General features: G+C 65.1%; 19 protein-coding genes and 1 pseudogene. 13 read left to right on the forward strand and 7 right to left on the reverse strand.

Annotation, left to right across the window (positions count from 1 at the left end; genetic code table 11):
• Nucleotides 1-235: 235 nt before the first annotated feature.
• Genes ACE10X_RS14980 through ACE10X_RS14990 form a run of 3 tightly spaced genes read left to right on the forward strand, consistent with a single transcriptional unit; the run spans nt 236 to nt 2,902 of the window.
• The gene (locus ACE10X_RS14980; RefSeq protein ID WP_038386393.1) at nt 236-979 is read left to right on the forward strand and encodes a 2OG-Fe(II) oxygenase; all 744 of its coding nucleotides are present in this window, start codon (nt 236-238) and stop codon (nt 977-979) included.
• A 13-nt stretch (nt 980-992) separates the two neighbouring features.
• Entirely contained in the window at nt 993-1,646 is a 654-nt protein-coding gene (alkB, locus tag ACE10X_RS14985) for a DNA oxidative demethylase AlkB (RefSeq protein ID WP_038386394.1), read from the forward strand.
• Between the two features lie 41 nt (nt 1,647-1,687).
• A complete protein-coding gene (locus ACE10X_RS14990) occupies nt 1,688-2,902 on the forward strand; it encodes a hypothetical protein (protein WP_038386395.1) in 1,215 nt (404 codons plus the stop codon).
• On the opposite strand, the gene ACE10X_RS14995 is transcribed toward ACE10X_RS14990, so the two are convergent.
• The 6 genes from ACE10X_RS14995 to hpaH form a co-directional block, all read right to left on the reverse strand.
• Complete coding sequence (locus tag ACE10X_RS14995) at nt 2,899-4,527, reverse strand: thiamine pyrophosphate-dependent enzyme (protein ID WP_038386396.1); 1,629 nt, start codon at nt 4,525-4,527, stop codon at nt 2,899-2,901. The genes ACE10X_RS14990 and ACE10X_RS14995 overlap by 4 nt on opposite strands.
• 24 nt (nt 4,528-4,551) lie before the next feature.
• Entirely contained in the window at nt 4,552-5,421 is an 870-nt protein-coding gene (locus ACE10X_RS15000) for a fumarylacetoacetate hydrolase family protein (RefSeq protein ID WP_038386397.1), read from the reverse strand.
• 194 nt (nt 5,422-5,615) lie between these two features.
• A complete protein-coding gene (gene hpaD, locus ACE10X_RS15005; protein ID WP_375764284.1) occupies nt 5,616-6,599 on the reverse strand; it encodes a 3,4-dihydroxyphenylacetate 2,3-dioxygenase in 984 nt (327 codons plus the stop codon).
• 109 nt (nt 6,600-6,708) lie between these two features.
• Complete coding sequence (hpaE, locus tag ACE10X_RS15010; protein WP_038386399.1) at nt 6,709-8,253, reverse strand: 5-carboxymethyl-2-hydroxymuconate semialdehyde dehydrogenase; 1,545 nt, start codon at nt 8,251-8,253, stop codon at nt 6,709-6,711.
• Nucleotides 8,246-8,644: a 5-carboxymethyl-2-hydroxymuconate Delta-isomerase gene (locus ACE10X_RS15015; protein ID WP_038386400.1), complete on the reverse strand. Its 399-nt coding sequence runs from the start codon at nt 8,642-8,644 to the stop codon at nt 8,246-8,248. The genes hpaE and ACE10X_RS15015 overlap by 8 nt, the downstream gene beginning before the upstream one ends.
• 21 nt (nt 8,645-8,665) lie before the next feature.
• Nucleotides 8,666-9,472, reverse strand: a complete 807-nt coding sequence (gene hpaH / locus ACE10X_RS15020; protein ID WP_038386401.1) for a 2-oxo-hept-4-ene-1,7-dioate hydratase — start codon at nt 9,470-9,472, stop codon at nt 8,666-8,668.
• A gap of 111 nt (nt 9,473-9,583) precedes the next feature.
• Here hpaH and hpaR point away from each other — a divergent pair, with 111 nt between their 5' ends.
• Nucleotides 9,584-10,117, forward strand: coding sequence for a homoprotocatechuate degradation operon regulator HpaR (gene hpaR / locus ACE10X_RS15025; protein WP_038386402.1), 534 nt, complete (start codon nt 9,584-9,586; stop codon nt 10,115-10,117).
• Between the two features lie 25 nt (nt 10,118-10,142).
• Here hpaR and ACE10X_RS15030 read toward each other — a convergent pair whose 3' ends face one another.
• A complete protein-coding gene (locus tag ACE10X_RS15030) occupies nt 10,143-11,138 on the reverse strand; it encodes a GntR family transcriptional regulator (protein ID WP_038386403.1) in 996 nt (331 codons plus the stop codon).
• Between the two features lie 289 nt (nt 11,139-11,427).
• Between ACE10X_RS15030 and ACE10X_RS15035 the strand changes: the two genes are divergently transcribed.
• The 9 genes and pseudogenes from ACE10X_RS15035 (at nt 11,428) to ACE10X_RS15075 (ending at nt 23,710) form a co-directional block, all read left to right on the forward strand.
• A complete protein-coding gene (locus ACE10X_RS15035; protein WP_038373756.1) occupies nt 11,428-12,573 on the forward strand; it encodes an ABC transporter substrate-binding protein in 1,146 nt (381 codons plus the stop codon).
• Between the two features lie 75 nt (nt 12,574-12,648).
• Nucleotides 12,649-13,525 (forward strand): annotated as a pseudogene (locus tag ACE10X_RS15040) (branched-chain amino acid ABC transporter permease).
• On the forward strand, nt 13,522-15,111 hold the full coding sequence (locus ACE10X_RS15045; RefSeq protein ID WP_375764285.1) for an ATP-binding cassette domain-containing protein: 1,590 nt from the start codon (nt 13,522-13,524) through the stop codon (nt 15,109-15,111). Before ACE10X_RS15040 ends, ACE10X_RS15045 begins: the two are co-directional and overlap by 4 nt.
• Nucleotides 15,111-15,839, forward strand: coding sequence for an ABC transporter ATP-binding protein (locus tag ACE10X_RS15050; protein ID WP_038386419.1), 729 nt, complete (start codon nt 15,111-15,113; stop codon nt 15,837-15,839). The genes ACE10X_RS15045 and ACE10X_RS15050 overlap by 1 nt, the downstream gene beginning before the upstream one ends.
• A gap of 36 nt (nt 15,840-15,875) precedes the next feature.
• Nucleotides 15,876-16,961, forward strand: coding sequence for a malate/lactate/ureidoglycolate dehydrogenase (locus ACE10X_RS15055; protein WP_028338710.1), 1,086 nt, complete (start codon nt 15,876-15,878; stop codon nt 16,959-16,961).
• A 40-nt stretch (nt 16,962-17,001) separates the two neighbouring features.
• Nucleotides 17,002-17,778, forward strand: coding sequence for an HpcH/HpaI aldolase/citrate lyase family protein (locus tag ACE10X_RS15060; protein ID WP_028338709.1), 777 nt, complete (start codon nt 17,002-17,004; stop codon nt 17,776-17,778).
• A gap of 231 nt (nt 17,779-18,009) precedes the next feature.
• Nucleotides 18,010-19,533, forward strand: a complete 1,524-nt coding sequence (locus ACE10X_RS15065; RefSeq protein WP_038386405.1) for a UxaA family hydrolase — start codon at nt 18,010-18,012, stop codon at nt 19,531-19,533.
• Nucleotides 19,534-19,758: 225 nt separating this feature from the next.
• Nucleotides 19,759-20,262, forward strand: coding sequence for a GDSL-type esterase/lipase family protein (locus ACE10X_RS15070; RefSeq protein WP_038386406.1), 504 nt, complete (start codon nt 19,759-19,761; stop codon nt 20,260-20,262).
• A 190-nt stretch (nt 20,263-20,452) separates the two neighbouring features.
• Nucleotides 20,453-23,710 carry a DUF2126 domain-containing protein gene (locus ACE10X_RS15075; protein WP_038386407.1) on the forward strand — a complete coding sequence of 1,086 codons (3,258 nt, stop codon included), beginning with the start codon at nt 20,453-20,455 and terminating at the stop codon, nt 23,708-23,710.
• Nucleotides 23,711-23,726 lie beyond the last annotated feature (16 nt).

A 23,726-nucleotide genomic window follows, 5' to 3' on the forward strand; every position in this document is an offset into this window, starting at 1 on the left:
CGTCGTTCTCAGAGCCGACCGAGACCTCTCCACGCGTCGTCCCTGCGAAAGCAGGGACCCATACGCCGCGGCCTTCGGAAAGGGCACGCGGCCAGACGGCTTTCGAACAACCAGCAGCTGTGGTTATGGGTCCCGGCTTTCGCCGGGACGACACCGCAATTGTGGCGGCGTTCTCGGCATATTTCGATCGGAAATCGGGTGGCGCGGGCCGCAATCAGGGGCCAGATTCCGTCCCATGACAGCAACAGCCAAAACAATCACCCGTCAACCCACCGGCATCCCGGCACGCGTCGACGCGCTCGACTGGGACCGGATCACGACCGATCTCGACGGGCAGGGCTGCGCCGTCCTCAACGGCTTGCTGACGCCTGAGGAATGCGATGCCATCGCGGCGCTGTATCCCGACGACAGCCGGTTCCGCAGCCGGATCGTGATGGGCCGTCACGGCTTCGGCCGTGGCGAGTACAAGTACTTCTCCTATCCGCTGCCGGACCTGATCGCGGAGCTGCGGCCCGCGCTCTATGCGCAGCTGACCGCGACAGCCAATCGCTGGAACGAGACGATGGGGATCGAGATCAGCTACCCGCCGTCGCATGCGGCGTTCCTGAAGCGCTGCCACGATGCTGGACAGACGCGGCCGACGCCGCTGCTGCTGCGATATGGCGAGGGCGACTACAACTGCCTGCACCAGGATCTCTACGGTGAGCACGTGTTTCCGATCCAGGTCGCGATCCTGCTGTCGCAGCCGGGGCGCGATTTCAGCGGCGGCGAGTTCGTGCTGACCGAGCAGCGGCCGCGGATGCAGTCGCGCCCTGAGGTGGTGCCGCTCACCAAGGGCGATGCGGTGGCCTTTGCCGTGCATCATCGCCCGGTGCAGGGGACGCGTGGACCGTATCGTGTCAATCTGCGCCACGGCGTCAGCCGGATTCGCTCCGGCCATCGCCACACCGTTGGTGTGATCTTCCACGACGCGAAGTGAGTGCGAGAGAGGCGTGGCCGCTGATCTGTTCGAGACAATTGGCGATACACGGCCGTCGCGCGAGACGATCGCGGATGGCGCGGTGCTGCTGCGCGGCTTTGTCCGGTCGTTCGAGGCCGAGCTGATCCCGGCATTGCGTGTCATCGTCAAGCAGGCGCCGTTCCGGCATCTGATCACGCCGGGCGGCCACCGCATGTCGGTGGCGATGACCAATTGCGGCAGCCTCGGCTGGGTCTCCGATCCCAGTGGCTATCGCTATGATCCGATCGATCCCGACTCGGGACAACCCTGGCCTGAAATGCCGGAGGTGTTGCGCAGGCTTGCCGCCGGCGCCGCTGATGAGGCCGGCTTCACCGGCTTCGCGCCGCAGGCCTGCCTGATCAATCGCTACGTCCCCGGCGCAAAACTGTCGCTGCATCAGGACAAGGACGAGCTCGATTACGGCGCACCGATCGTCTCGATTTCGCTCGGGCTGCCGGCGATCTTCCTGTTCGGCGGCCTGAAGCGCAGCGATACGCCGCGCCGCTATCGAGTCGAACATGGCGACGTTGCGGTGTGGGGCGGCCCGTCACGGTTGTTTTATCACGGCGTGGCACCGCTCGCCGACGGCGAGCACAGCGTGCTCGGCCGCCAGCGCATCAATTTGACCTTCCGCAAGGTGCGCTGACGCCCCTCCCGCAAACCGGAGAGGTGGTCTAAACTCTGAACATGACCACCAAGGCCGACCGCGCCGCCAACCGCACCGGCGTCTATCTCGCCGTGCTGCAGCTCGTGTTCACGCTGGGCTGGACCACCTATCTGATCTATCTGCCGAAGCTGTGCGCCGATGTCGGCATCGCGCCGGCGACCGTGATCCTGATCCTGATGATGGATCAGGGCATCTTCACCATCACCGACACGGCGATGGGCATGGCCGCCGACAAGATTTCGAGCCTGGTCGGCCGCCTTGGCTTGTTCGTCGGTATCCTTGCCGCGATCTCCTGCGCCGCCTTCATCGCGCTGCCTTACGTCGCTGGCACCGGGCCGGGGGCAAAGGTCTGGCTGATCGTGTTGATCGTGATCTGGGCCGTGACGTCGTCGGCCTTGCGTGCGCCACCGCTCACGCTGCTCGGCAAGTATCGTGCGCAACCCTCGGTCCCGTTCCTCGCGGCGCTGGCGATGCTGGGTTATGGCATCGCGGGCGCGGTCTCGCCCTATCTTGGCGTCGTGCTGCGCAACCAGGATGCGCGGTTGCCGTTCGTGCTGTCAGGCGCCGTGCTGCTGCTGACCGCGCTGGCCTTCTCGGGGATCGAGCGTCGCATCGCGGCGGAGGCGCAGCCGGCGCGGCTGGCGCCCCCGGCCAAGCGGCTCGGCGCGGTGCCGACGTTTTTGATCGGATCGATGGTGCTGCTCTCGCTCGGCTATCAGCTGCACTTCAATATCAACAGCGCGCCGTTCTATTTGCGCTTTGCCAGGCCGGGCGATCTGCAATGGCTGATGCCGGTGTTCTGGATCGGCTTCAACATCGCGATGTTCCCGGCGAGCATTGTCGTCAAGCATCGCGGCGGCCTGATCGTGATGGGCATGGCGGGACTGCTTGGCGCGTTCGCGATCGTCGCCGCGGAGATCGCCGGAAGCCTCAATGGCCTGATCGTGGCGCAATTCATGGCGGGGGCCGCCTGGGGCTGCATGCTGATGAGCGCGGTGTCGGCGGCGCTTGCGATCGGGGAGACCGGTGCGGAAGGCAAGGTCACCGGCCTCGTCTTCTCGGCGCTGGCGCTCGCGACCTTTGCGCGGATGGCGGCCGTCGCCGGCGGCCTGCAGAAGATGCCGGACTATGCGCCGCTGGTGCACTGGGCGCCGGTCGCCTGCTGGTCGGTCGCCGGCGCCGGCCTGCTCGTGATCGCCGCGTCACAGCTGCAACGCGGCGCGAAAGCCGCCTAGCTGTTCCGCGCCGGGTGGATGAACGCCCAGGGGCTGACTTCCGAATCCGTCGGCACTTCCACCGAGATCACGTAAGGCCCGCCGTCGGCCAGCGCCTTCTCCAGCACGGGGCGGAAGTGATCGGGCGAGGTGACGCGCGCGGCGCCGACGCCGAAGGATTCTGCAAGCTTCACGAAATCCGGATTCACCAGGTCGGAGGCGACGACGCGGCCGTCGAAGCGCTCGCGCTGGTCGCGGCGGACATTGCCATAGGCGTTGTTGTTGAACACCAGCGTCACCACGCCGATCTTGAACTGCGCGGCGGTGGCGAGTTCCTGCACGCCGAACATGAAGCCGCCGTCGCCTGATATCGCGACCACCGGCTTGTCCGGATTGGCGACCTTGGCGCCGAGCGCGGTCGGGAAGCCCGAGCCGAGCGTGCCCTGATAACCCGAGGTGACGAAGGTGCGCGGCTCGTAGATCGGAAAGCCGTACCAGGAGGCGAAACCGACCTGCGACAGCTCGTCGGTGACGATGGCGTTGGCCGGCAGCACCTCGCGCAGGATCTTCAGATAGGCCATCTGGGGCTGGATACGCTGGATCTCTTGCTCCGTCGCGGCCGTTGCCTCGCGGATCGCGGCGCGGCGGCCGGAGGTCTTGCGGTAGCCCACCTTGCGCACGGCGGCGACGAGATCGGCGGTGCCGGCCCTGGCGTCCGCGATCACACCAGCATCAGCCGGCCAGCGCCGCAGCTCGATCGGATCGATGTCGATGCGCACGCATTTCAGTCCAGCCGGCTGGTAGGGCCAGCGCGACATCGTCGGCAGCTCGAGGCGCGTGCCGATGCCGATCATCAGATCGGTCTTCGGCCAGAGCTTGTAGGCCGAAGCCATGGTGAGCCCGAGTTCATGCGCGTTGGAGACGATGCCGCGGCCGCTGCGGAATGCGACGACCGGCGCGTCGATCATCTCGGCCAATTCGAGGATCTCCTCGCGCGCCTCGATGGCGCCGCTGCCGACGAAGATCATCGGCGCCTTGCTGCCGGCGATCAGGTCGGCGGCGGCCTTGATGCGGTCCGGATCGGGCTGCGGCGCCGGCAACGGATCGAACGGGTTGACGGGCGCGACCTGAGTGCGCTGGGTGAAGACATCCCACGGCATCTCCAGCGAAGCCGGGCCGCGCCGGCCCGACAGCATCTCCTGGAACGCGCGCGACACCAGCGCGGGCGCGTTATCAGGGTATTCGATCCGGTCGGCCCATTTCACGAAGGTGCGTAGCGTCGCCAGCTGGTCCGGCATCTCGTGCAGATGGCCGCGGCCCTTGCCCAGGAACTGCGTCGGCACCTGACCGGTCAGGCACAGCACCGGCTCGTTGCAGCCGAATGCGGTGAGCAGCGCCGCCGAGGCGTTGAGCACGCCGGGGCCGGGCACCACGCTGAACACGCCGGGCTTGCCGCTGGAGCGGGCATAGCCGAACGCCATGTAGCCGCAGGCTTGCTCATGCCGGGCGCCGATCACCTTGAGCTGGGCCTGGTGGAACGCATCGAACAGGCCATAGATCTGCGCGCCGGGCAACCCGAACACGGTGTCGACGCCGTGGGCGACGAGGCCGTTGACGATTGCTTCGCCGCCGGATGTTGAGGTCATGGCACTGTCCACTTGCTGGTGAGGTTAGGTAGCTTCGTCGACGACGCTGTTGCGCAGAATGCCGACGCCTTCGGCCTCGACCTCGACGACATCGCCGGGCTTCAGATAGCGCGGCGGATCGAATCGCGCACCTGCGCCGGTCGGGGTGCCCGTGACGATGATGTCGCCGGGAACCAGCGTCGTGAAGGTCGAGATGTAGTTGATGAGGTAGCGAAAGCCGAAGATCAAGCGCGAGGTGCGGTCGTCCTGGCGGGTCTCGCCGTTGACCCGCGTGGTCAGGCGGATATCGACGATCTGTGCTTCACCGGTGTAGGGCACGATCCACGGGCCGAGGCTGCCGGTGGAATCGAAGTTCTTGCCCTGGGTGACGTTGAACTTGGCGTGGCGCACCCAGTCGCGGATGGTGCCTTCATTGCAGAGCGTGATCGCGGCGATGTGATCGAGCGCGGCGCTCTCCGCGATGTGCCGGCCGGCCTTGCCGATCACCAGCACCAGTTCGCCCTCATAGTCGAGCTGCGGCGAGATGCGCGGCCGCACCACCGGCGTGTTGTGGCCGACGAAGGAACGCGGCACCCGCAGGAACATGCTGGGGTATTTCGGCGCGTCCGAGCCGTCCTTGTATTCGGCATTGCGGTCCGGGTAGTTGACGCCGATGCAGATGATCTTTTCCGGCGCCGGGATCGGCGGCTGCCACGCGACTGCGTCGAGCGCATGGTCGGGCGCGCGCCTGGCGGCATCCTCCACGAGCCTAGTCAGCGCGCCAGCGGCGATTGCTTCGCGCAAGGTCGGATAGTCCTTGAAGCGCGACGAGAGGTCGACGATGCCGGTGTCGGTGACGGCGCCATAGCTGGTGGCGCCGTTGACGGAATAGGTGGCGAGGCGAGGGGCTGACATCGGCGATCCATTCATTGCTGTCGTCCCGGCCTAGTGCGCAGTTGCGCACGGGGGCCGGGACCCATACGCCGCGGCCATCGGAATGGGTACGCGGCCAGACATTCTTTCGGCAACCCTATTCGGTGGTCATGGGTCCCGGCTCCGTGCGCAATCGCGCACTCGGCCGGGACGACGAGGGGATGGAGTCCTGTGCACTAGTCCGCAACCAGCACGTCGGCGACGAAGCGCGGCTCGCGCACCGCCTGGCCGGCGAAGGTCGAGCCTTCCTCGAACCAGGAGCGCGGCGCCGGCGCGCCCCACAGCGTCTGGCGGCGCGGATCGCGCAGCGACCAGCGCAGCGGCTCATGGTCGTGATCGCCGGTGAAATAGTCGCTGGTGTAGAGCTCGATGCGGTGGCCGTCGGGGTCGCGGATGTAGAGGAAGAAGGCATTGGAGATGCCGTGCCGGCCAGGGCCGCGCTCGATGTTTTTGAGATAGCCGGAGGAAGCCATCACGTCGCAGAGATGCACGATGTTCATCGCGGTCGGCACCCAGTAGGCGATGTGGTGCAGGCGCGGGCCACGGCCATTGGTGATCGCGAGGTCGTGGACGTTGCCCTTGCGGTGCATCCAGGCGGCTGCGATGCGGCCGTTGTCGCCGTCCTCCTCGGCATATTCGGTGAGGCGGAAGCCGAGCCGGGCGTAGAAATCGACGGTGTCCTGCACCTCGGCGGCGAACACGTTGAAATGGTCGAGCCGCTGCGGATGGCAGCCCTTGTAGAGATCGTAGCGCCGCAGCAGATGCGGGCGCTTCTCCATCGTGGCGTAAAGCTCGATCTGGAAGCCGAACGGATCGGTGAATTGCAGCGTGCGGCCCTGGAACGGCTGGTCGACGAAAGCGTAGGTGATGCCGTTTTCGGAGAAGAAGGCCGCCGCCTTGTCGAGGTCGCCGTCATTGCCGACCTTGAAGCCAAGCCGGTTGCAGGCCGCCTTCGCTGCCTTGCGCAGCACCACCGAGTGATGCTGGTGCTCCTCGCTGGCGCGCAGATATACCGACTTGTCGTCGCGGTCCTCGATGTGGAGGCCGACCGTCTTCTCGTAGAAGGCGGCGCTCTTGTCGAGATCCGTGACGTCGAGCACGGCATGGCTGGAGCGGATGATATTGAACGGCGGATCGAAAACATGCGTCGGAACGGGCATCGGTGTTTCCCCTCAATTTTATCGTCATTCCGGGATGGTCCGAAGGACAAGACCCGGAATCTCGGGGTTCCGGGTTCGCCGCTACGCGCCGCCCCGGAACGACGTGCAATCAAATTCCCAGTTTCTGAATCTTGTGCGTCCCGCGCGCGAGCGAGACGTGCTTGGTTTCCATGTAGAAGTCGAACGAGTAGTCGCCGCCGTCGCGGCCGATGCCTGACGACTTCATGCCGCCGAACGGGGTCGGCAGATGGCGGACGTTTTCCGAGTTGAGCCAGATCATGCCCGCTTCCAGCGCATCCGCCACGCGCAGCGCGCGGCCCATGTCGCCGGTCCAGACATAGCCGGTCAGGCCGTATTGCACGCCATTGGCGATCTCGATCGCCTCTCGCTCGTCCTTGAACGGGATCACGGTCAGGAATGGGCCGAACACCTCCTCCTGCGCGACGCGCATTTTGGCGTTCGCGCCGGTCACCAGCGTCGGCTGCACATAGTGGCCGCCGCCGGGGCCGTCATGCGGCTTGCCGCCGACCGCAATCGTGGCGCCGTCGTTCTTGGCGACGTCGAAATAACTGCAGACCTTGGCGAGATGCCGCTCATGGATCAACGGCCCGATCTCGGTGGCGGGATCGAGGGGGTGACCGACCTTGAGTGCCTTTACGCGCGCGGTCAGCTTTTCGATGAACTTGCCGGCGACGCTCTCCTGAACTAGCAGCCGGCTCGACGACGTGCAGCGCTCGCCATTGAGCGAGTAGATCATGAACACGACGGCATCGAGCGCGCGGTCGAGATCGGCATCGTCGAACACGATCACCGGGTTCTTGCCGCCGAGCTCGAAATGTACCCGCTTCAGGGTCGGCGCACCCTGCGCCATGATCGCCGAGCCCGTCGCGCTTTCGCCGACGAAGCCGATCGCCTTGATGGCGGGGTGCTCGGTCAGCGCCTTGCCGGCCTCCTCGCCGAAACCATGCACGGTGTTGAGCACGCCGTCGGGGATGCCGGCCTGTTTTGCGAGTTTGACCAGCAGATCGGCGGTCACCGGCGACCATTCCGCCGGCTTGTGCACCACGGTGCAACCCGCGGCGAGGGCGGGTGCGATCTTCCAGGTCGAGAGCATGAACGGCGTGTTCCACGGCGTGATCACGCCGACCGGGCCGATCGGCACGCGGGTCGAGATGTTCCAGTGCTCTTCCGAGGGCGTGTTGAGGCCGTCGCGGGCCTCGCCGCATTTGTCAGCGAAGAAGCGGAAATTCTCCGCGGCGCGGATCGCGGCCTTGGCCATGAAGCGGTGCGCCTGGCCGGTGTCGATGCATTCGAGCACGGCGATGTCGTCAGCCCGCGCCTCGATCGCATCGGCGACGCGATGCAGCAGCTTGCGGCGCTGCGCCGCCGGCATGTCGCGCCAGGCCTTGAAGGCCTTGGACGCAGCGGTCGCGGCACGGTCGATATCCTCGGCATTGCCGCGTGCGACCGTCGCCAGGACCGTGCCGTCGATCGGCGATTTCGTCTCAAAAGTCTGCCCGGAGGCCGCAGGCACGATCTTGCCGTCGATCACATGGCCGATGCCTTCGGCTTTCAGCTTTGCAAGCAGTGGGCCGGCGCGATCGCGGTTGGCCTGGAATACGTCGGCTGACGATTTCGGGGCGGCTTTATCCATTGACCGTCTCCACCTTCAGTGCGTCGTGGATGTTGTTGCGTTTCCAGCTGGTGTCCTTGTCGTTGATCTGCATGTCGAACGACAACGCGAATTTGCTGTTGGAGAAGACCGGATCGAGATGGGCCGACAGCGCCTTGAAGATGTGCTCGCCAGCCTTCTTGCGAGTGGCGAGATCGCGGCCTTCGCCGAGCCGCAGCACCATGTCGAGGAAGCCGTAATTCTTGCGGCCGTCGGCGATCGCATAATGCTCGCATCTGACGGCGCGGACGCGGATGCCGCCGAGCGGGAAGATGCCGGTCTCGACCGCGGCCCTGCGGACCAGTTCGACCGTCGCGCCCATGTCGACGAGATCGTCGAGATTGGCGGAGTATTCAAGCGTGAAATGCGGCATGCAGCGCTCCTGCTGAAGGCGTCAGGCGAAGTAGCAGCTTACGGAACCGTACGGTCCGTAGTCGGCCTGGATGGTGTCGCCCTTGCGGGTCTCGATCGGACGGATGAAGGAGCCCGCCAGCACGACCTGGCCGGCCTCGAGCGCCAGTCCGTTCGGCGCGATCTTGTTGGCGAGCCACGCCACCGCGGTCGCCGGATGATTCAACACGCCGGCGGCCAGACCGGTTTCCTCAAGCTGGCCATTTCGGAAGCACAGCGCGCCGATCCAGCGCAGGTCGGCGTCCAGCGGGCGGATCGGCCGGCCGCCGAGCACGATACCGGCATTGGCGGCGTTGTCGGCGATGGTGTCGAAGATCTTCCGCGTCGCCTTGGTCTCGGGATCGACGCGCTCGACCCGGGTATCCAGGATCTCCAGCGCCGGTACCACGAAATCGGTGGCGTTCAGCACGTCGAACAGCGTGCAGTTCGGCCCGGCCAGACGATGCTTCATCACGAAGGCAAGCTCGGCCTCGACGCGGGTGGCGATGAAGCGGTCGCTTGGCACCAGGCCGCCATCGGCGAAGAACATGTCGTCGAGCAGGATTCCGGAATCGGGCTCGTCGATATTGAGCGCGCTCTGCATCGCCTTCGAGGTCAGGCCTATCTTGTGGCCCTTGACGACGCGGCCCTGCGCCACCTTCATCTCGACCCAGGCCTTCTGAATCGCGTAGGCGTCTTCGAGGGTGATGCGGGGGTATTCCAGCGAGAGCTGGCGGATTTGCTTGCGGGTCTTTTCCGCGCCGTCGAGCCGTGCGGCGGCAGCGCGGATATCGTCCTTGGAGAGGGCCATGCGTGCTACACAAAAGTGGATGTCGGGGAGATGATTAACATGTTAAGTTAATTCCCGCAAACTGAATCAAGGCATGTTGCAACGCAAAATTTCGTTGCGCAGGATTAGGTAATGGCGCGCAAAAATTCGAACGACATTCGGCTGGGGCAGGGTGACGACGCGGCGGCGCGACGGACGCCAATGCGCGAGTTCTCGCGCTCGCTGCCGATGTCGCTGCTCCGCGCGCGCGAGGCTGTGATGCGGCAATTCCGTCCGTCGCTGCGCAATCACGGGCTGACCGAGCAGCAGTGGCGGATCCTGCGCGCGCTCACCGCGGTCGACGAGATCGAGGTCACCGAACTCGCCCGCATGGCGTTTCTGCTCGGCCCGAGCCTGTCGCGAATCCTTCGCGATCTCGAGGGCCGCGCGTTGATCGAGCGCAAGGCGGCTGAGAACGACGCGCGGCGCGCGGTGGTCTCGATCTCCGCCAAGGGGTTGAAGCTGATCGAGGCGGTGGCGCCGACGTCGGAGACGATCTATGCCGAGATCACCCGGCGCTTCGGGGCGCGCAAGCTTGCCGAATTGCAGGAGATGCTGGGCGCACTCGAAGCGAGCCTGGCCGGAATGGGCTCGGCCGATGACGCCGAGGTCGAGGCTGACGAGTAGCTGCGATCATGCGCGGCATTCGCGCTCAGGCCATGTAGGGTACGCGCGAAATCACGTTGATGGCACGGAATTCGGCGATCCAGCCCGCAACCTTCGAGTGAGACCATTCGATGTGGCGGCGCAAGGTCGCCGCCGCGGCGTCGCCGTCACGCGTGCGCAAAGCCTCGATGATCACCAGATGCTCGTCCATGAAGGAATCGATCTGCGGCGCGGTCAGAGCGACCTGGATGTGCTTGCCGATCACGAACGCGCAATGGGTGCGCTTGAGTGCTTCGATCATTTCGCGATTGGCACCGTAACCCAGGCAGCGGATATGGAGGTCGCCTTCGATCTCATCGAGTTCGCCGACGCCGACGCGGTCGCGGTGCTGGATCCCCTCGCGCAGCCGCTCCGCCATCCGGTCGAGCAGGGCGGCAGGAATCGTCGCCATCGCGGATTTGAGGAGCAGCGGCTCGAGCGTTGCGCGCACCTCGAAGATGTCGCGGAGGCGGTCCTCGTCCAACGGCACCACGTACCAGTGCGCCTTGGCGCCTTTCTCGAGGATGCCGATCGCCTGCGCACGTAACAGCAGGTTGCGCGCAACCGTGCGCCCCACCCGGAAATGCCGCGCCAATGCGAGCTCGCTGACGCGGAAGCGTCCGAACAGCGACCGGTAAATGATCTCACGTTCGAGCTTGTAGTAGAGAGTATCCCAGGCGTCGTTGCGCACGGCGTCGACGGGGCCGTCGGTAAGCCCAAACATTTCCGGTGTGATCGGGACGCGCCGAGGGTCGACCTTGCGCTTGCCGGCAATGACGCCGCGACCGTCAAACCGTCGCACCAGGCCGATATGCTCGAGCTGTTCGAAAGCCTGCCGCACCGGAGAGCGGCTGGAGCCGAACAAGGTCGCGATCGCCGATTCGGAAAGAACCGTGCCAGGTGGCACGTCACCGGCGCGGATGTGCTTTGCCAATGCGCTCTTGATCAGCGCGTAGGCCGGCTGCTTCCGTCTGGTCTGCGATTTCGCTCTTGGAATCGACATCGATGACTGCCCGCCGGTCACACTAACACGTGATCGCGCCACGGTCGTTGGTAGCAGGCATTTACGCACCGCTGCCAGCGAACTTTTGGCTATTGCGTGCAATGTGCAATCATGGTTAGCTACGTCAAACGCCAGATCGATGGTCGCCGTTGCACGTCTTGTGCGCAGCAGCGGTGCTGATGTTTGTTCGTCGCGCCGTTCGATGGCTGCGGATAGGGCAGCAGATCGACGCGTCAGCTCGTTTCAACGCAGCCGACATGCAAGTTCGGCGCACCACAGGGAGGATTGAATGAAACTGACGAGGCGTGAGTTTTCCGCCGGCTTGGCGGCAGGTCTCGCTGCACCGGCGCTGATGCGCAGCGCTTGGGCGCAGGGTGCGACGATCAAGATCGGCATGTGCGTGCCGGTCACCGGACCGGCGGCGGAGCAGGGGCTGTGGGCCCAGAACGGCGCCAAGCTGGCGCTGGCTGCGGTCAACAAGGCCGGCGGCGTGCTCGGCAAGCAGGTCGAGCTCGTCATCGAGGACGATCAGACTACCAATCCGGGCATCGTGCTGGCATTCTCCAAGCTCGCCGCTCAATCCGACATCGTCGCCTTCCTCGGCTCGATCCGCTCGACCCAGGTGCAGGCGATGGCGCCCGACGTGATCAAGGTCGGCAAACCGGTGATGATCGGCGGCACCAATCCCGATCTCACCCATTCCGGCAATCCCTGGCTGTTCCGCTTCCGTCCGAACGACAATTATTCCGGCCGCGTGATCGCCGACTTTGGCGTCAACACGCTGGGCAAGAAGAAATGGGCGATCGTCCATTCCACCGACGCCTTCGGCACTGCGGGGGGCAAGGCGCTCACCGAAGCGCTGACCAAGCTCGGCGCGCCGCCGGTGCTCGACCAGGGCTATGCCAACCAGAGCCAGGACTTCACGCCGGTCGTGCTGGCCGTGAAGCAGTCCGGCGCTGACGTGCTCGGCACCTACTTCACCTTTGAGAACGATCTCGGCATCTTTGCCCGGCAGCTGCGCCAGCTCGGCGTCAATATTCCCTGGGTCGGCTCGCCCTCGGTGGTGGCGGTCTCCTCGACCAAGCTCGCCGGTCCCGCGCTGTTCAACACCTACGGCGTCGCCGACTTTGCCGAGGACTCGAGCGATGCCGCGAAGGCGTTCGGCAAGGCCTATCGCGATGCCTACAAGACCGCGCCCGACAACCAGAGCGCCTGGCCCTATGATGCGATCACCATCCTGTCGGCGGCGATCAACAAGGCAGGCTCGACCGATCCGAACAAGATCCGCGACGCCATCCTTGCGACGCAGAAGTTCGCCGGCGCCGAGGGTGAATACAATTTCGACAAGAACGGCGACGGTCTGCACGGCTACAACGTCGTGAAGAACGACAAGGGCAAGATCGTCTACGACAAGCATATCGACTTCAACGATTGATAGCGGTTCGGCCTCTCCGGGCCATCTCGGAGAGGCCGTTCGTCCGCGATACAAATCTCAGATCGAGCGCTCGTCATGGATCTCGTCCTCCAACTGCTCTTTACCGGAATCGGCATCGGCGCGGTCTACGCGCTGGTCGCGCTCGGTTTCGTGCTGATCTTCCGCGCCACCAACGTGGTGAACTTCGCGCAAGGCGAGTTCTCGATGGTGGCCGCCTATCTGATGGTGGTGTTCTCGGTCGATCTCGGCTGGCCTTACTGGCTGTCGTTCCTGATCGCGCTCGCCGGCATGGCGTTGTTCGGCGTCATCTTCAATCTCGGCGTCTATTATCCGCTGCGCAATCGCACCTATCTGCCCGTGATCATTGCCACCATCGGCGCCTCGATCCTGCTGTCGAACTCGGTGCTTGCGATCTATGGTCCGCAGCCGCAGGTGCTGCAGGGCTGGTTCGATACGCCCGGCATTCAGCTCGGCCCGGTCTATCTCGACAGCCAGTATCTTCTGATCATCGGCGTCACGATCCTCTTGGTGCTGTTCAATTTCTGGTTCTTCGAGAAGACGCTGCTCGGCAAGAAGCTGCAGGCGACCTCGCAGGACAAGGAAATGGCCTCGCTGCTCGGCATTTCCGTCTCCACCATGATCATGATCACCTTCATCTATTCGGCCGTGCTCGGCGGTCTCGCCGGCATCCTGGTGGCGCCGGTGCTGTTCGTCTCGATCCAGATGGGTTCGACGATTGCGGCGGCCTCGCGCTCGGCGTCATCGAGACGTTCGGCGCCGCCTATATTTCAGTGATGGTCGCGGCAAACGCCTTCAGCGACGATAGCGCCTGCGACATCACCGAAGCCGCCGATTGCCGTACAAGGACGGCTTTGCCTTCCTGGTGCTGATCGCTTTCCTGGTGTTCCGGCCGCAGGGCATCTTCGGCGAACGTGTCGCGGAGAAAGCATGAGCGCCACCGACAACATGATCCCCGCGCCGGCCGTGCGCTCGAAGCCGCTGATCATCCGTCATCTGCCGTATTTCATCGGCGCTGCGGTGCTGGTGGCGCTCGCCGTCTGGCTTTGCCTGGTTGGCGCCTGCGCGATCACGCTGATCGCCGGCGCCTTCCTCGGCATGTCGACGCTGCGGCTCGGCGGACACTACCTTGCGATGGTGACGATCTCGTTCCAGCAGATCGTGACGCTGGTGATGATCAACGCCATCGGCGTGACCCACGGGCCGGACGGCGTCGCCAATATTCGTCGGCCCGAGCTGTTCCAGTCCTCGCAGAGCTATCTCGCCTTCTGCGTCGCGATGCTCGCGATCGTCGGTTACCTGGTCTGGCATCTTCCTGATACCAAGCTCGGTCGCGCCATGCGTGCGGTGCGCGACAACGAGCTTGCGGCCGGCGTCAACGGCATCGACGTGTTCCGCACCAAGATCTACGCCTTCGGGCTGTGCGCGTTGCTCGGCGGTCTGGCCGGTGGCCTGTTCGCCGGCGGCTTCGCCTATGTCAGCCCGGACCAGTTCTCGTTCGCGGAATCGATCGTGTTCCTGACCATGTCGCTGCTCGGTGGCGTGGCCTCGCCGATCGGCTCGGTGATCGGCACGGGCCTCCTGATCCTGATCCCGGAATGGCTGCGCTTCCTGAAGAGCGTGCCGGGACTTTATCTGGCGATCTACGGCCTGTTCGTGATCCTGATCATCCGCTTCATGCCCGACGGTATCTGGGGTTTTGTGTCGGACGCATTCACGCGCTGGCGTGCGCACACCAAGGCGCCGCCGGCCGCGGCGGCCTTGCAGCTCAAGCCGGCGACGTCAGGCGGCGACATCGTGCTCGAAGTGACCGGCCTCTCGAAGCATTTCGGCGGCCTCAAGGCGGTCGACGGCGTCGATATCGCGGTGAAGCGCGGCAGCGTGCATGCGCTGATCGGACCCAACGGCTCCGGCAAGACCACGACGCTGAACGTGCTGTCCGGGCTCTACAAGGCGACCGCGGGCAGGATCGTGCTCGACGGCACCGACATCACCAACATGGCGCCGCATCAGCGCACGGCGGCCGGCCTCGGACGCACCTTCCAGAACATCCGCCTGTTCCGTTCGATGACGGCGCTGGAGAATGTCGAGATCGGGGCCGAGCGTCCCGGCAACACCATGATCGGGAAAGGCGAGGATGCGCTGACCGAGCGCGCGATGGAGGCGCTGACCTTCGTCGGGCTCGGCAACCGCGCCAACGAGTTGATCTCGAGCTTCTCCTATGGCCACCAGCGCCTGATCGAGATCGCGCGGGCGCTGGCGTCGAACCCGACGCTGCTGCTGCTTGACGAGCCAGCGGCCGGTCTCAACTCGACCGAGAAGCTGGAGCTGCATGAGCTGTTGAAGCGCATCGCAGCCCAGGGCCTCACCATCCTGATCATCGATCACGACATGACGCTGGTGTCGGAAGCCGCCCAGCACATCACCGTGCTGAACTTCGGACGCCGCATCGCGGACGGCGAGTCCATGGCGGTGCTGCGCCATCCCGACGTCGTCTCCGCCTATCTCGGGAGCGAATGATGCAGCTGCTCGAAATCCGCAATCTCGTGGTTCGCTACGGCGAGATCGAAGCGCTGCGCGGCGTCACCATCGCCGTGGAGCAGGGGCAGGTGGTCACGCTGCTCGGCGCCAACGGCGCCGGCAAGTCGACCACGTTGCGCGCGATCTCAGGCCTCGCCAAGCCCGCCTCCGGCGACATTATGTTCGACGGCCACTCGATCGCCGGCCTCGGGCCGGAAGCGATCGTCCGGCTCGGCATCTCGCATGTGCCGGAAGGCCGCCGCGTGTTTCCGGGCCTCACCGTGAAAGAGAACATCATGCTCGGCGCGTCGAACCGGAAGGTGTCGGCGTCGCAGATCTCGCGCGAGGCCGACGCGATGTTCGACCTGTTCCCGGACATCCGCGCCTTCTCCAACGCGCTCGGCTGGACGCTGTCCGGCGGCCAGCTGCAGATGGTCGCGGTGGCGCGCGGCCTGATGGCCAAGCCGCGGCTGCTTCTGCTCGACGAACCGTCGCTCGGGCTGGCGCCTGTCATCGTGCAGTCGGTGTTCCGCATTATTTCGCAGATCAGGAAGGACACCACGGTCTTGCTCGTCGAGCAAAATGCGCGCATGGGACTCTCGGTCGCCGATCACGGCTTCGTCCTGGAAACGGGACGGATCGTGCTGGGCGGCAAGCCCGACGAATTGTGGGGCAATGAAGCCATCGCCGCGGCCTATCTCGGCGGCCACGCCAAGACCCACGCCTGACAACGTCCCGTGCTTTACTAAGCGAGCTGGTTTTTCATGGTCACCATCAAGGTCGATAACCTCATCAACTTCGTGTCCGAGGTGTTTTCCCATTCGGAGTCCTCTCCGGAAGAGGCGAAGCGCATCGCGACCTATCTGACGACCGCGAATCTTACAGGTCACGACAGCCACGGCGTGATCCGCGTGCCTGTTTATGTCAGGTGGAAGAAGATGGGCTCGATCGTGCCGAACCAGACCCCCGAGGTGGTGGTCGACACGCCGTCGCTCGCGGTGGTCGACGGCAAGTTCGGCTATGGCCAGACCGTCACGCCGGTTGCGGTCAAGCTCGGCATCGAGAAGTGCAAGAAGGCGGGGCTCGCCGCGGTCGCGCTGCGCAACTCCGGCCATCTCGGCCGCGTCGGCGACTGGGCCGAGATGGCCGCCGCCGAAGGCCTTGTTTCAATTCATTTCGTGACCGCGGCGGGCTCGCTGCTGGTCGCGCCTTACGGCGGCGTCGAGAAGCGCCTGTCCACGGCGCCGTATTGCGTCGGCATTCCGCGTCAGGGCCAGGATCCGATCGTGCTCGATTTTGCGACCTCGGTTGTCGCCGAGGGCAAGTGCCTGGTGGCAAGCCGCGGCGGCAAGAAGCTGCCGATCGGCGCGCTCGTCGATGCCGACGGCACGCTGAGCGAGGATCCGCACGTGCTGTATGGTCCGTACACGCCGGACGGACCGCGCGACCACACCAAGGGAACTGGCGCGATCCGCGCCTTCGGCGATCACAAGGGCTCGGGTCTCGCCTTCATCTGCGAACTGCTAGGCGGCGCGCTGACCGGCACCGGCGCGACGTCGTCGGACCGGCGCTTCGCCAACGGCATGATGGCGTTCTACATCGACCCCAAGGTGATCGACACCAGCAATTTCTTCGATGGCGAAATCACCCGCTACACTGATTTCATCCGCGCCACCAAGCCGATCGCGGGAACAGATTCCGTGCTGGTTCCGGGCGATCCCGAGCGGAAAACCCGTGCCGATCGCACCAGGAACGGCATCCCCTTGCCTGACGACACCTGGGCGGCGATAGTGAATACCGCGCGCGAAGTCGGCGTCAGCGAAGTTTCTATCCAGCGGGCGACCAGCTGAAAGCTCGTCCCCCAATAAACCGCAAAGGGAAACGCGATCAATGGCAAACAAGGTCAAGCAAGTCTGGGCATCCGGCAAGGCGGTGGTGAACGCGTGGCTCGCGATTCCCTCCGGGTTTTCAGCCGAGGTGATCGCGCAGTGCGGCTTCGACAGCGTCACCGTCGACATGCAGCATGGTGTGCAGGATTATCAGTCGATGGTGCAATGCTTCCAGTCGATGCACGCCCATCCGGTCACCCCGATGGTCCGCGTGCCCTGGAACGAGCCCGGCATCATCGGCAAGGTGCTGGACGGCGGCGCCTATGGCGTGATCTGCCCGATGGTCAACACGCCGCAGGAAGCCAAGAACCTCGTCTCCTACGCCAAGTATCCGCCGAAGGGTGTGCGCTCCAACGGCCCGATCCGCGCCGGCATGTACGGCTCGGCCGGCACCTATCAGCAGACCGCCAACGACGAGATCGTGCTGCTGCCGATGATGGAGACCAAGACCGCGGTCGAGAACATGGAAGCGATCCTCGATGTCGAAGGCATCGATGGCGTGTATATCGGCCCGTCCGATCTTGGCTTCTCCTACGGCCTGGTGCCGAAGCTCGATCGCGACGAGCCGGAGATCCTCAAGATCTATGAGAAGATCATCAAGGAGTGCGGCAAGCGCGGCCTCAACCCGGGCATCCACTGCTCGGGCGCCGACGGCGCGGTGCGCGCGATCAACATGGGCTTCAAGCTCGTGACGCTGTCGAACGAGGTCGGCCTGATGCAGGTCTACGCCAAGATGCAGGTCAACGCGACCCGCGAGAAGTCCGGCGGCAAGGCGTAAGTTCTGTCCGCGATGTTAGCTCTGCTCCCTCGCCCCGCTCTCTTGTCCGCCGAAGCACGCCTTCGGGCGAAGGCGGATGCGGGGAGAGGGTTGGGGTGAGGGGCCTCTATCCGGCGAGCGCCATCGTTGTAAGTGACATCGTGCCTCGCCCCTCACCCGGATCGCTGACGCGATCCGACCTCTCCCCGTAAAGGACGGGGAGAGGTGAAGAAGACACCAAGGAGAACTCCCATGGCCTCGGCACAAGTGATCCGCCTGCACGCCGACGACAGCGTCCTGATCGCGCGCGCGAGCTTGCCGCCGGGGCTTGAGGTGACCGAGGGCGTCACGACGGTCGATCGCATTCCGGCCGGCCACAAGGTCGCGATCAAGCCGATCGCGCAAGGCGAGCCGATCCGGCGCTACGGCCAGATCATCGGCTTTGCGACCCAGGCGATCGCGCCCGGCCAGCACGTGCATACCCAGAACTGCGGCATGGGCGATTTCGCCAAGGATTATGCCTATGGCGTCGACGTCAAGCCGGTGCCGAACTTCGATCTGCCGGCGACGTTCGAAGGCATCCGCCGCGCTGACGGCCGCGTCGCGACCCGCAACTATATCGGCATCCTCACCTCGGTGAATTGCAGCGCCCATGTCGCCGGCATCGTGGCCGACATGTTCAAGAAGAACCCGTTCACCGGCGACAATCCACTCGCCGATTTCCCGAATGTCGACGGCGTCGTCGCGCTGACCCACAAGACCGGCTGCGGCATGACCCAGGACGAGCCCTTGGCGCTGCTCCGCCGCACGCTCGGCGGCTATGCGCGTCACGTCAATTTCTCCAACGTCATCGTGCTCGGCCTCGGCTGCGAGGTGAACCAGATCGGCGGCCTGATGCAGGAGCAGAAGCTTGCGGGCCGGCTGCGCGCGATGGACATCCAGGAGGTCGGCGGCACCCGCAAGACGGTGGAAGCCGGCGTTGCCTTCGTGAAAGAAGCGCTCGCCGATGCCAACAAGGTCAAGCGCGAGGCGGTGCCGGCGAGCGAACTCACCGTGGCGCTGCAATGCGGCGGCTCGGATGGTTACTCCGGCGTATCCGCCAATCCGGCGCTCGGCGCGGCGAGCGATCTCTTGGTCCGTCACGGCGGCACCGTGATCCTCTCGGAGACGCCGGAGACCTACGGCGCCGAGCATCTGCTGACTCGCCGCGCCGTCAGCCGCGAGGTCGGCGAGAAGCTGGTCGGCCTGATGCGCTGGTGGGAGGAATACACGAGCCGCGAAGGCGCCGAGATGAACGCCAATCCGAGCCCCGGCAACAAGGCCGGCGGCCTCACCACCATCTTGGAGAAGTCGCTGGGCGCGATGGCCAAGGCCGGCAGCACCAATCTCGTCGACGTCCTCAACTACGCCGAGCCCGTCACCAAGAAGGGCTTTGTGTTCATGGACACGCCCGGCTACGACCCGGTCGCTGCGACTGGGCAGGTCGCCGGCGGCGCCAACCTTGTCTGCTTCACCACCGGCCGCGGCAGCGTGTTCGGCTGCAAGCCCGCGCCGTCGATCAAGCTCGCCACCAACACGCCGATGTACAAGCGGATGGAAGACGACATGGACGTCAATTGCGGCACCATCCTCGATGGCGAGGAGAGCGTGCAGGAATGCGGCCAGCGCATCTTCGACCTCATCCTCAAGACCGCCTCGGGCCAGCCGACCAAGAGCGAGAGTTTTGACTTTGGCGGCGCCGAGTTCGCGCCGTGGGTGCTCGGCGCGACGATGTAGAATTGGGCTACGATCTAGCCTTACACTCCGCTGTCGTCCCTGCGAAAGCAGGGACCCATAGGCACCGGCCGTAGCGATGTGCAAGGCGTCTGCCAGCGTTTTTCATCGATAGATCACGCGGTATGGGTCCCTGGTTTCGCAGGGACGACAAGGAAGCACGTTGGCGAATGCAGCTTCCCGGATTACGCTGCTCTCCATCCGAGCTACGGATTGGACGGAGGAAGCATGCGCGCGCGTCGGCTGGGAATTGTCGGATGCCTCGTATTTCTCGCCGCCTTGAGCCTCGGCGCCGGTTTGGCCGACGCCGCAACCATCGTGGCGCTTGGCGCGAGCAATACCTATGGCAAGGGCGTGGCGCGCAACCAGGCCTATCCCGCGCAGCTTGAAGCGATCTTGCGGGCGAAGGGACTGAATGTCCGTGTCGTGAACGCCGGCATCAACGGCGACACCACGGAAGGGATGCTGCAACGCCTGGACCGCGCCGTCCCGAACGGGATCCGCGCGGTTATCTTGCAGCCAGGCGGCAATGATCGACGCAAGGGCAGCCCTGACCGGACAGCGGATATTCAAAGTCGCCTCAGCGCCCGTGGCATCGCGGTGATCATGCTCCCTAACGGGATGCTGGGTGGACTCCCCCATCAGCCCGACGGTGTGCATTTGACCCCCGAGGGCTATCACATGCTCGCCGAGCAGCTTGCTTCGCAGGTATCCGGCGCGGTCGGCCGCTAGCAATCGCGTAGCCCGGATGAAGCGCAGCGCAATCCGGGATTCTGTCTGCGGAGAAGATCCCGGATTTCGCTTTCGCTCCATCCGGGCTACAGAACACGCCCTTACCTTGGGCAACCGCTGCCCGTTGTTAGTGCTTGATGTCGACCGGAACCAGTGTTCTGCTCAAAAAAGCTGCTGGAGCCCTCGGTCCGTGTCGATATCCATCGCACTGCATCACGTCACGCACTACAAATACGACCGGCCGATCGATCTCGGGCCTCAGACCATCCGGCTCCGGCCCGCGCCGCATACGCGCACGCCGATCACAAGCTATTCGCTCAAGGTCACGCCCGCCAATCACTTCGTGAACTGGCAGCAGGACCCGCAGGGCAACTGGCTGGCGCGCTACGTGTTTCCGGAGAAGACCACCGAGCTCAAGGTCGAGGTCGATTTCACCGCTGACATGACGGTGGTCAATCCGTTCGACTTCTTCGTCGAGCCCTACGCCAACAGCTTTCCATTCGAATATCCCGGCGATCTCAAGACCGAGCTCGCGTCCTATCTCGAGACCGATGAGCCCGGGCCATTGCTCGCGGCTTACCTGAAGGAGATTCCGCGCCAGGCCGACAGCACCGTCAACTTCCTGGTCGAGCTGAACGCGCAGCTGCAGAAGAAGATCAGCTACGTGATCCGCATGGAGGCCGGCATCCAGACGCCGGAGGAGACGCTGGCCGCGGGCTCCGGCTCCTGCCGCGACTCGGCGTGGCTGTTGATCCAGACGCTGCGCCATCTCGGGCTCGCCGCGCGTTTCGTCTCCGGTTACCTCATTCAGTTGCGGCCGGACATCGATCCGCTCGAGGGGCCGCGTGAGGTCGAGAGCGATTTCACCGACCTGCACGCCTGGGCCGAGGTCTACCTGCCGGGCGCGGGCTGGATCGGTTTCGACGTCACCTCCGGCATGCTGACCGGCGAGGGTCACATCCCGGTCTGCGCCACGCCGCACTACCGCTCGGCCGCGCCGGTGACCGGCACCGCGGGCGTTGCCAATGTCGAGTTCGGCTTCGAGATGAGCGTCAGGCGGATCGGCGAGGCGCCGCGCATCACCAAACCATTCTCGGATGAATCCTGGGCGCGGCTCGACCGGCTCGGCGAGCAGGTCGATGCCGATCTGAGGAAAGACGATGTGCGGCTGACCATGGGCGGTGAGCCGACCTTCGTTTCGGTCGACGATCTGGAATCGCCGGAGTGGAACGTCGCCGCGGTCGGCCCGACCAAGCGCGCGCTCGCCGATGAGTTGATCCGCAAGCTGCGCACCCGGTTCGCGCCCGGCGGCCTGCTGCATTACGGCCAGGGCAAATGGTATCCCGGCGAGAGCCTGCCGCGCTGGGCGTTCGGTCTCTACTGGCGCAAGGACGGCAAGCCGATCTGGAAGAATGCCGAGCTGATCGCTGGCATCGAGAATTCGCGCAAGGCCGAGATCGCGGAAGCCCGACGTTTCGTCGAGGCGACCGCAGCGAGGCTCGGTCTCAGCGCCGACTATGCCATGCCCGCCTATGAAGATCCGGGTTTCTGGCTGCAGCGTGAGGCCGCCCTGCCGGCCAATGTAACCCCTGCGAATTCCAAATTAACCGATCCGGAAGAGCGCGCGCGCCTTGCGCGGGTGTTCGACGAGGGGCTGACCACGCCGAAAGGCTATGTGCTGCCGATCCAGCGCTGGAGCCCGCTCGGCGATCGTGTGCCGGCGCGTTGGCGCAGCGAGCGTTGGAAGATCCGGCGCAGCCATCTGTTCCTGTCGCCCGGCGACTCCCCGCTGGGCTTGCGGCTTCCGATCTCATCGCTCGAATATGTGCCGCCGGACGATTATCCCTACGTCGTCGAGCGCGATCCGATGGCGCCGCGCGACGCGTTGTTCGAAGAGCTGCAGCAGGCATTGAAGGAGATTCCCGAGCCGCTGCCGGTGCGCACCGCGATGTCGATCGAGCTTCGCGACGGAGTGCTGTGCGCCTTCATGCCGCCGGTCGAGAAGGTCGAGGATTATCTCGACCTGATCGCAGCGATCGAAGCCGCCGCCGAGGAGCTGCAGCTGCAGGTCCATGTCGAGGGTTACGCGCCGCCTTTCGATCCGCGCATCGAGGTGATCAAGGTGACGCCGGATCCCGGCGTGATCGAGATCAATGTGCAGCCGGCACAGAGCTGGCGCGAGGCCGTCGACATTACGCTCGGCCTCTATGAGGATTCCGCGAAGACGCGGTTAGGGGCCAACCGTTTCCTGATCGACGGCCGCCACACCGGCACCGGCGGCGGCAACCACATCGTGGTCGGCGGCAGCAATCCGGAGGATTCACCATTCCTGCGCCGGCCGGATCTGTTGAAGAGCCTCGTGCTGTACTGGCAGCGGCATCCGTCGCTGTCCTATCTGTTTTCCGGCATGTTCATCGGTCCGACCAGCCAGGCGCCGCGCATCGACGAGGCGCGGCATGACGGGCTCTATGAGCTGGAGATCGCGCTGTCGCACGTGCCGCCGCCGGGCATGGATGCGCCGCTGTGGCTGGTCGATCGCCTGTTCCGGCACATCCTGGTCGACATCACCGGCAACACCCATCGCGCCGAGATCTGCATCGACAAGCTCTATTCGCCCGACGGCCCGACCGGCCGGCTCGGCCTCGTCGAATTCCGCGCGCTCGAGATGCCGCCCGACCCGCGGATGTCGTTGGCGCAGCAGCTGTTGATCCGCGCGCTGATCGCAAAGCTCTGGCGCGAGCCGCAGCAGGGCAAGTTCGTGCGCTGGGGCACCGCGCTGCATGACCGCTTCATGCTGCCGCATTTCCTCTGGGAGGATTTTCTCGGCGTGCTCGCCGAGCTCAAGCAATCCGGCTACCACGTCGAGCCGGAATGGTACCAGGCCCAGCTCGAATTCCGCTTCCCTGTCTTCGGCCGCGTTCATCACGGCGGCGTCGGCCTCGAGCTGCGGCAAGCGCTCGAGCCCTGGCATGTGCTGGGCGAGGAGGGCACCTCCGGCGGCACCGTGCGCTACGTCGATTCGTCGGTCGAGCGCCTGCAGGTGAAGGCGACCGGCTTCGTCGAAGGCCGCCACGTCATCACCTGCAACGGCAGGCGGATGCCGATGACCGAGACCGGCCGCGCCGGCGAGGCGGTCGCGGGCGTCCGCTTCAAGGCCTGGCAGCCGGCCTCCGGCCTGCATCCGACCACCCCCGTGCATGCGCCGCTGACGTTTGACCTGATCGACACCTGGAACGGCCGCTCGCTCGGCGGCTGCGTCTATCATGTCGCCCATCCCGGCGGCCGCAACTACGAGACCAAGCCGGTCAATTCCTACGAGGCCGAGGCACGGCGGCTGGCGCGCTTCCAGGAGCATGGCCACACCCCCGGCAAGATCGAGACGCCGCCCGAGGAACGCACAATTGAGTTTCCCTTGACCCTCGACTTGCGGACGCCGCTCCTGCACTAATTGTGTCAAGGGGAAG

It is taken from the genome of Bradyrhizobium sp. Pha-3 (genome assembly GCF_042258325.1).
Classification (GTDB): Bacteria; Pseudomonadota; Alphaproteobacteria; order Rhizobiales; family Xanthobacteraceae; genus Bradyrhizobium; species Bradyrhizobium elkanii.

Bases quoted from the DNA above. Each gene is read 5' to 3' on its own strand.
- ACE10X_RS15060 (WP_028338709.1), top strand. From the start codon at position 17,002: ATGGCAAACAAGGTCAAGCAAGTCTGGGCATCCGGCAAGGCGGTGGTG.
- ACE10X_RS15050 (WP_038386419.1), top strand. From the start codon at position 15,111: ATGCAGCTGCTCGAAATCCGCAATCTCGTGGTTCGCTACGGCGAGATC.
- hpaR (WP_038386402.1), top strand. From the start codon at position 9,584: ATGGCGCGCAAAAATTCGAACGACATTCGGCTGGGGCAGGGTGACGAC.
- ACE10X_RS15045 (WP_375764285.1), top strand. From the start codon at position 13,522: ATGAGCGCCACCGACAACATGATCCCCGCGCCGGCCGTGCGCTCGAAG.
- ACE10X_RS15000 (WP_038386397.1), bottom strand. From the start codon at position 5,421: ATGTCAGCCCCTCGCCTCGCCACCTATTCCGTCAACGGCGCCACCAGC.
- ACE10X_RS15015 (WP_038386400.1), bottom strand. From the start codon at position 8,644: ATGCCGCATTTCACGCTTGAATACTCCGCCAATCTCGACGATCTCGTC.
- ACE10X_RS14990 (WP_038386395.1), top strand. From the start codon at position 1,688: ATGACCACCAAGGCCGACCGCGCCGCCAACCGCACCGGCGTCTATCTC.
- hpaD (WP_375764284.1), bottom strand. From the start codon at position 6,599: ATGCCCGTTCCGACGCATGTTTTCGATCCGCCGTTCAATATCATCCGC.
- hpaH (WP_038386401.1), bottom strand. From the start codon at position 9,472: ATGGCCCTCTCCAAGGACGATATCCGCGCTGCCGCCGCACGGCTCGAC.
- ACE10X_RS14980 (WP_038386393.1), top strand. From the start codon at position 236: ATGACAGCAACAGCCAAAACAATCACCCGTCAACCCACCGGCATCCCG.
- ACE10X_RS15055 (WP_028338710.1), top strand. From the start codon at position 15,876: ATGGTCACCATCAAGGTCGATAACCTCATCAACTTCGTGTCCGAGGTG.
- ACE10X_RS14995 (WP_038386396.1), bottom strand. From the start codon at position 4,527: ATGACCTCAACATCCGGCGGCGAAGCAATCGTCAACGGCCTCGTCGCC.
- ACE10X_RS15065 (WP_038386405.1), top strand. From the start codon at position 18,010: ATGGCCTCGGCACAAGTGATCCGCCTGCACGCCGACGACAGCGTCCTG.
- ACE10X_RS15035 (WP_038373756.1), top strand. From the start codon at position 11,428: ATGAAACTGACGAGGCGTGAGTTTTCCGCCGGCTTGGCGGCAGGTCTC.
- hpaE (WP_038386399.1), bottom strand. From the start codon at position 8,253: ATGGATAAAGCCGCCCCGAAATCGTCAGCCGACGTATTCCAGGCCAAC.
- ACE10X_RS15030 (WP_038386403.1), bottom strand. From the start codon at position 11,138: ATGTCGATTCCAAGAGCGAAATCGCAGACCAGACGGAAGCAGCCGGCC.
- ACE10X_RS15070 (WP_038386406.1), top strand. From the start codon at position 19,759: ATGCGCGCGCGTCGGCTGGGAATTGTCGGATGCCTCGTATTTCTCGCC.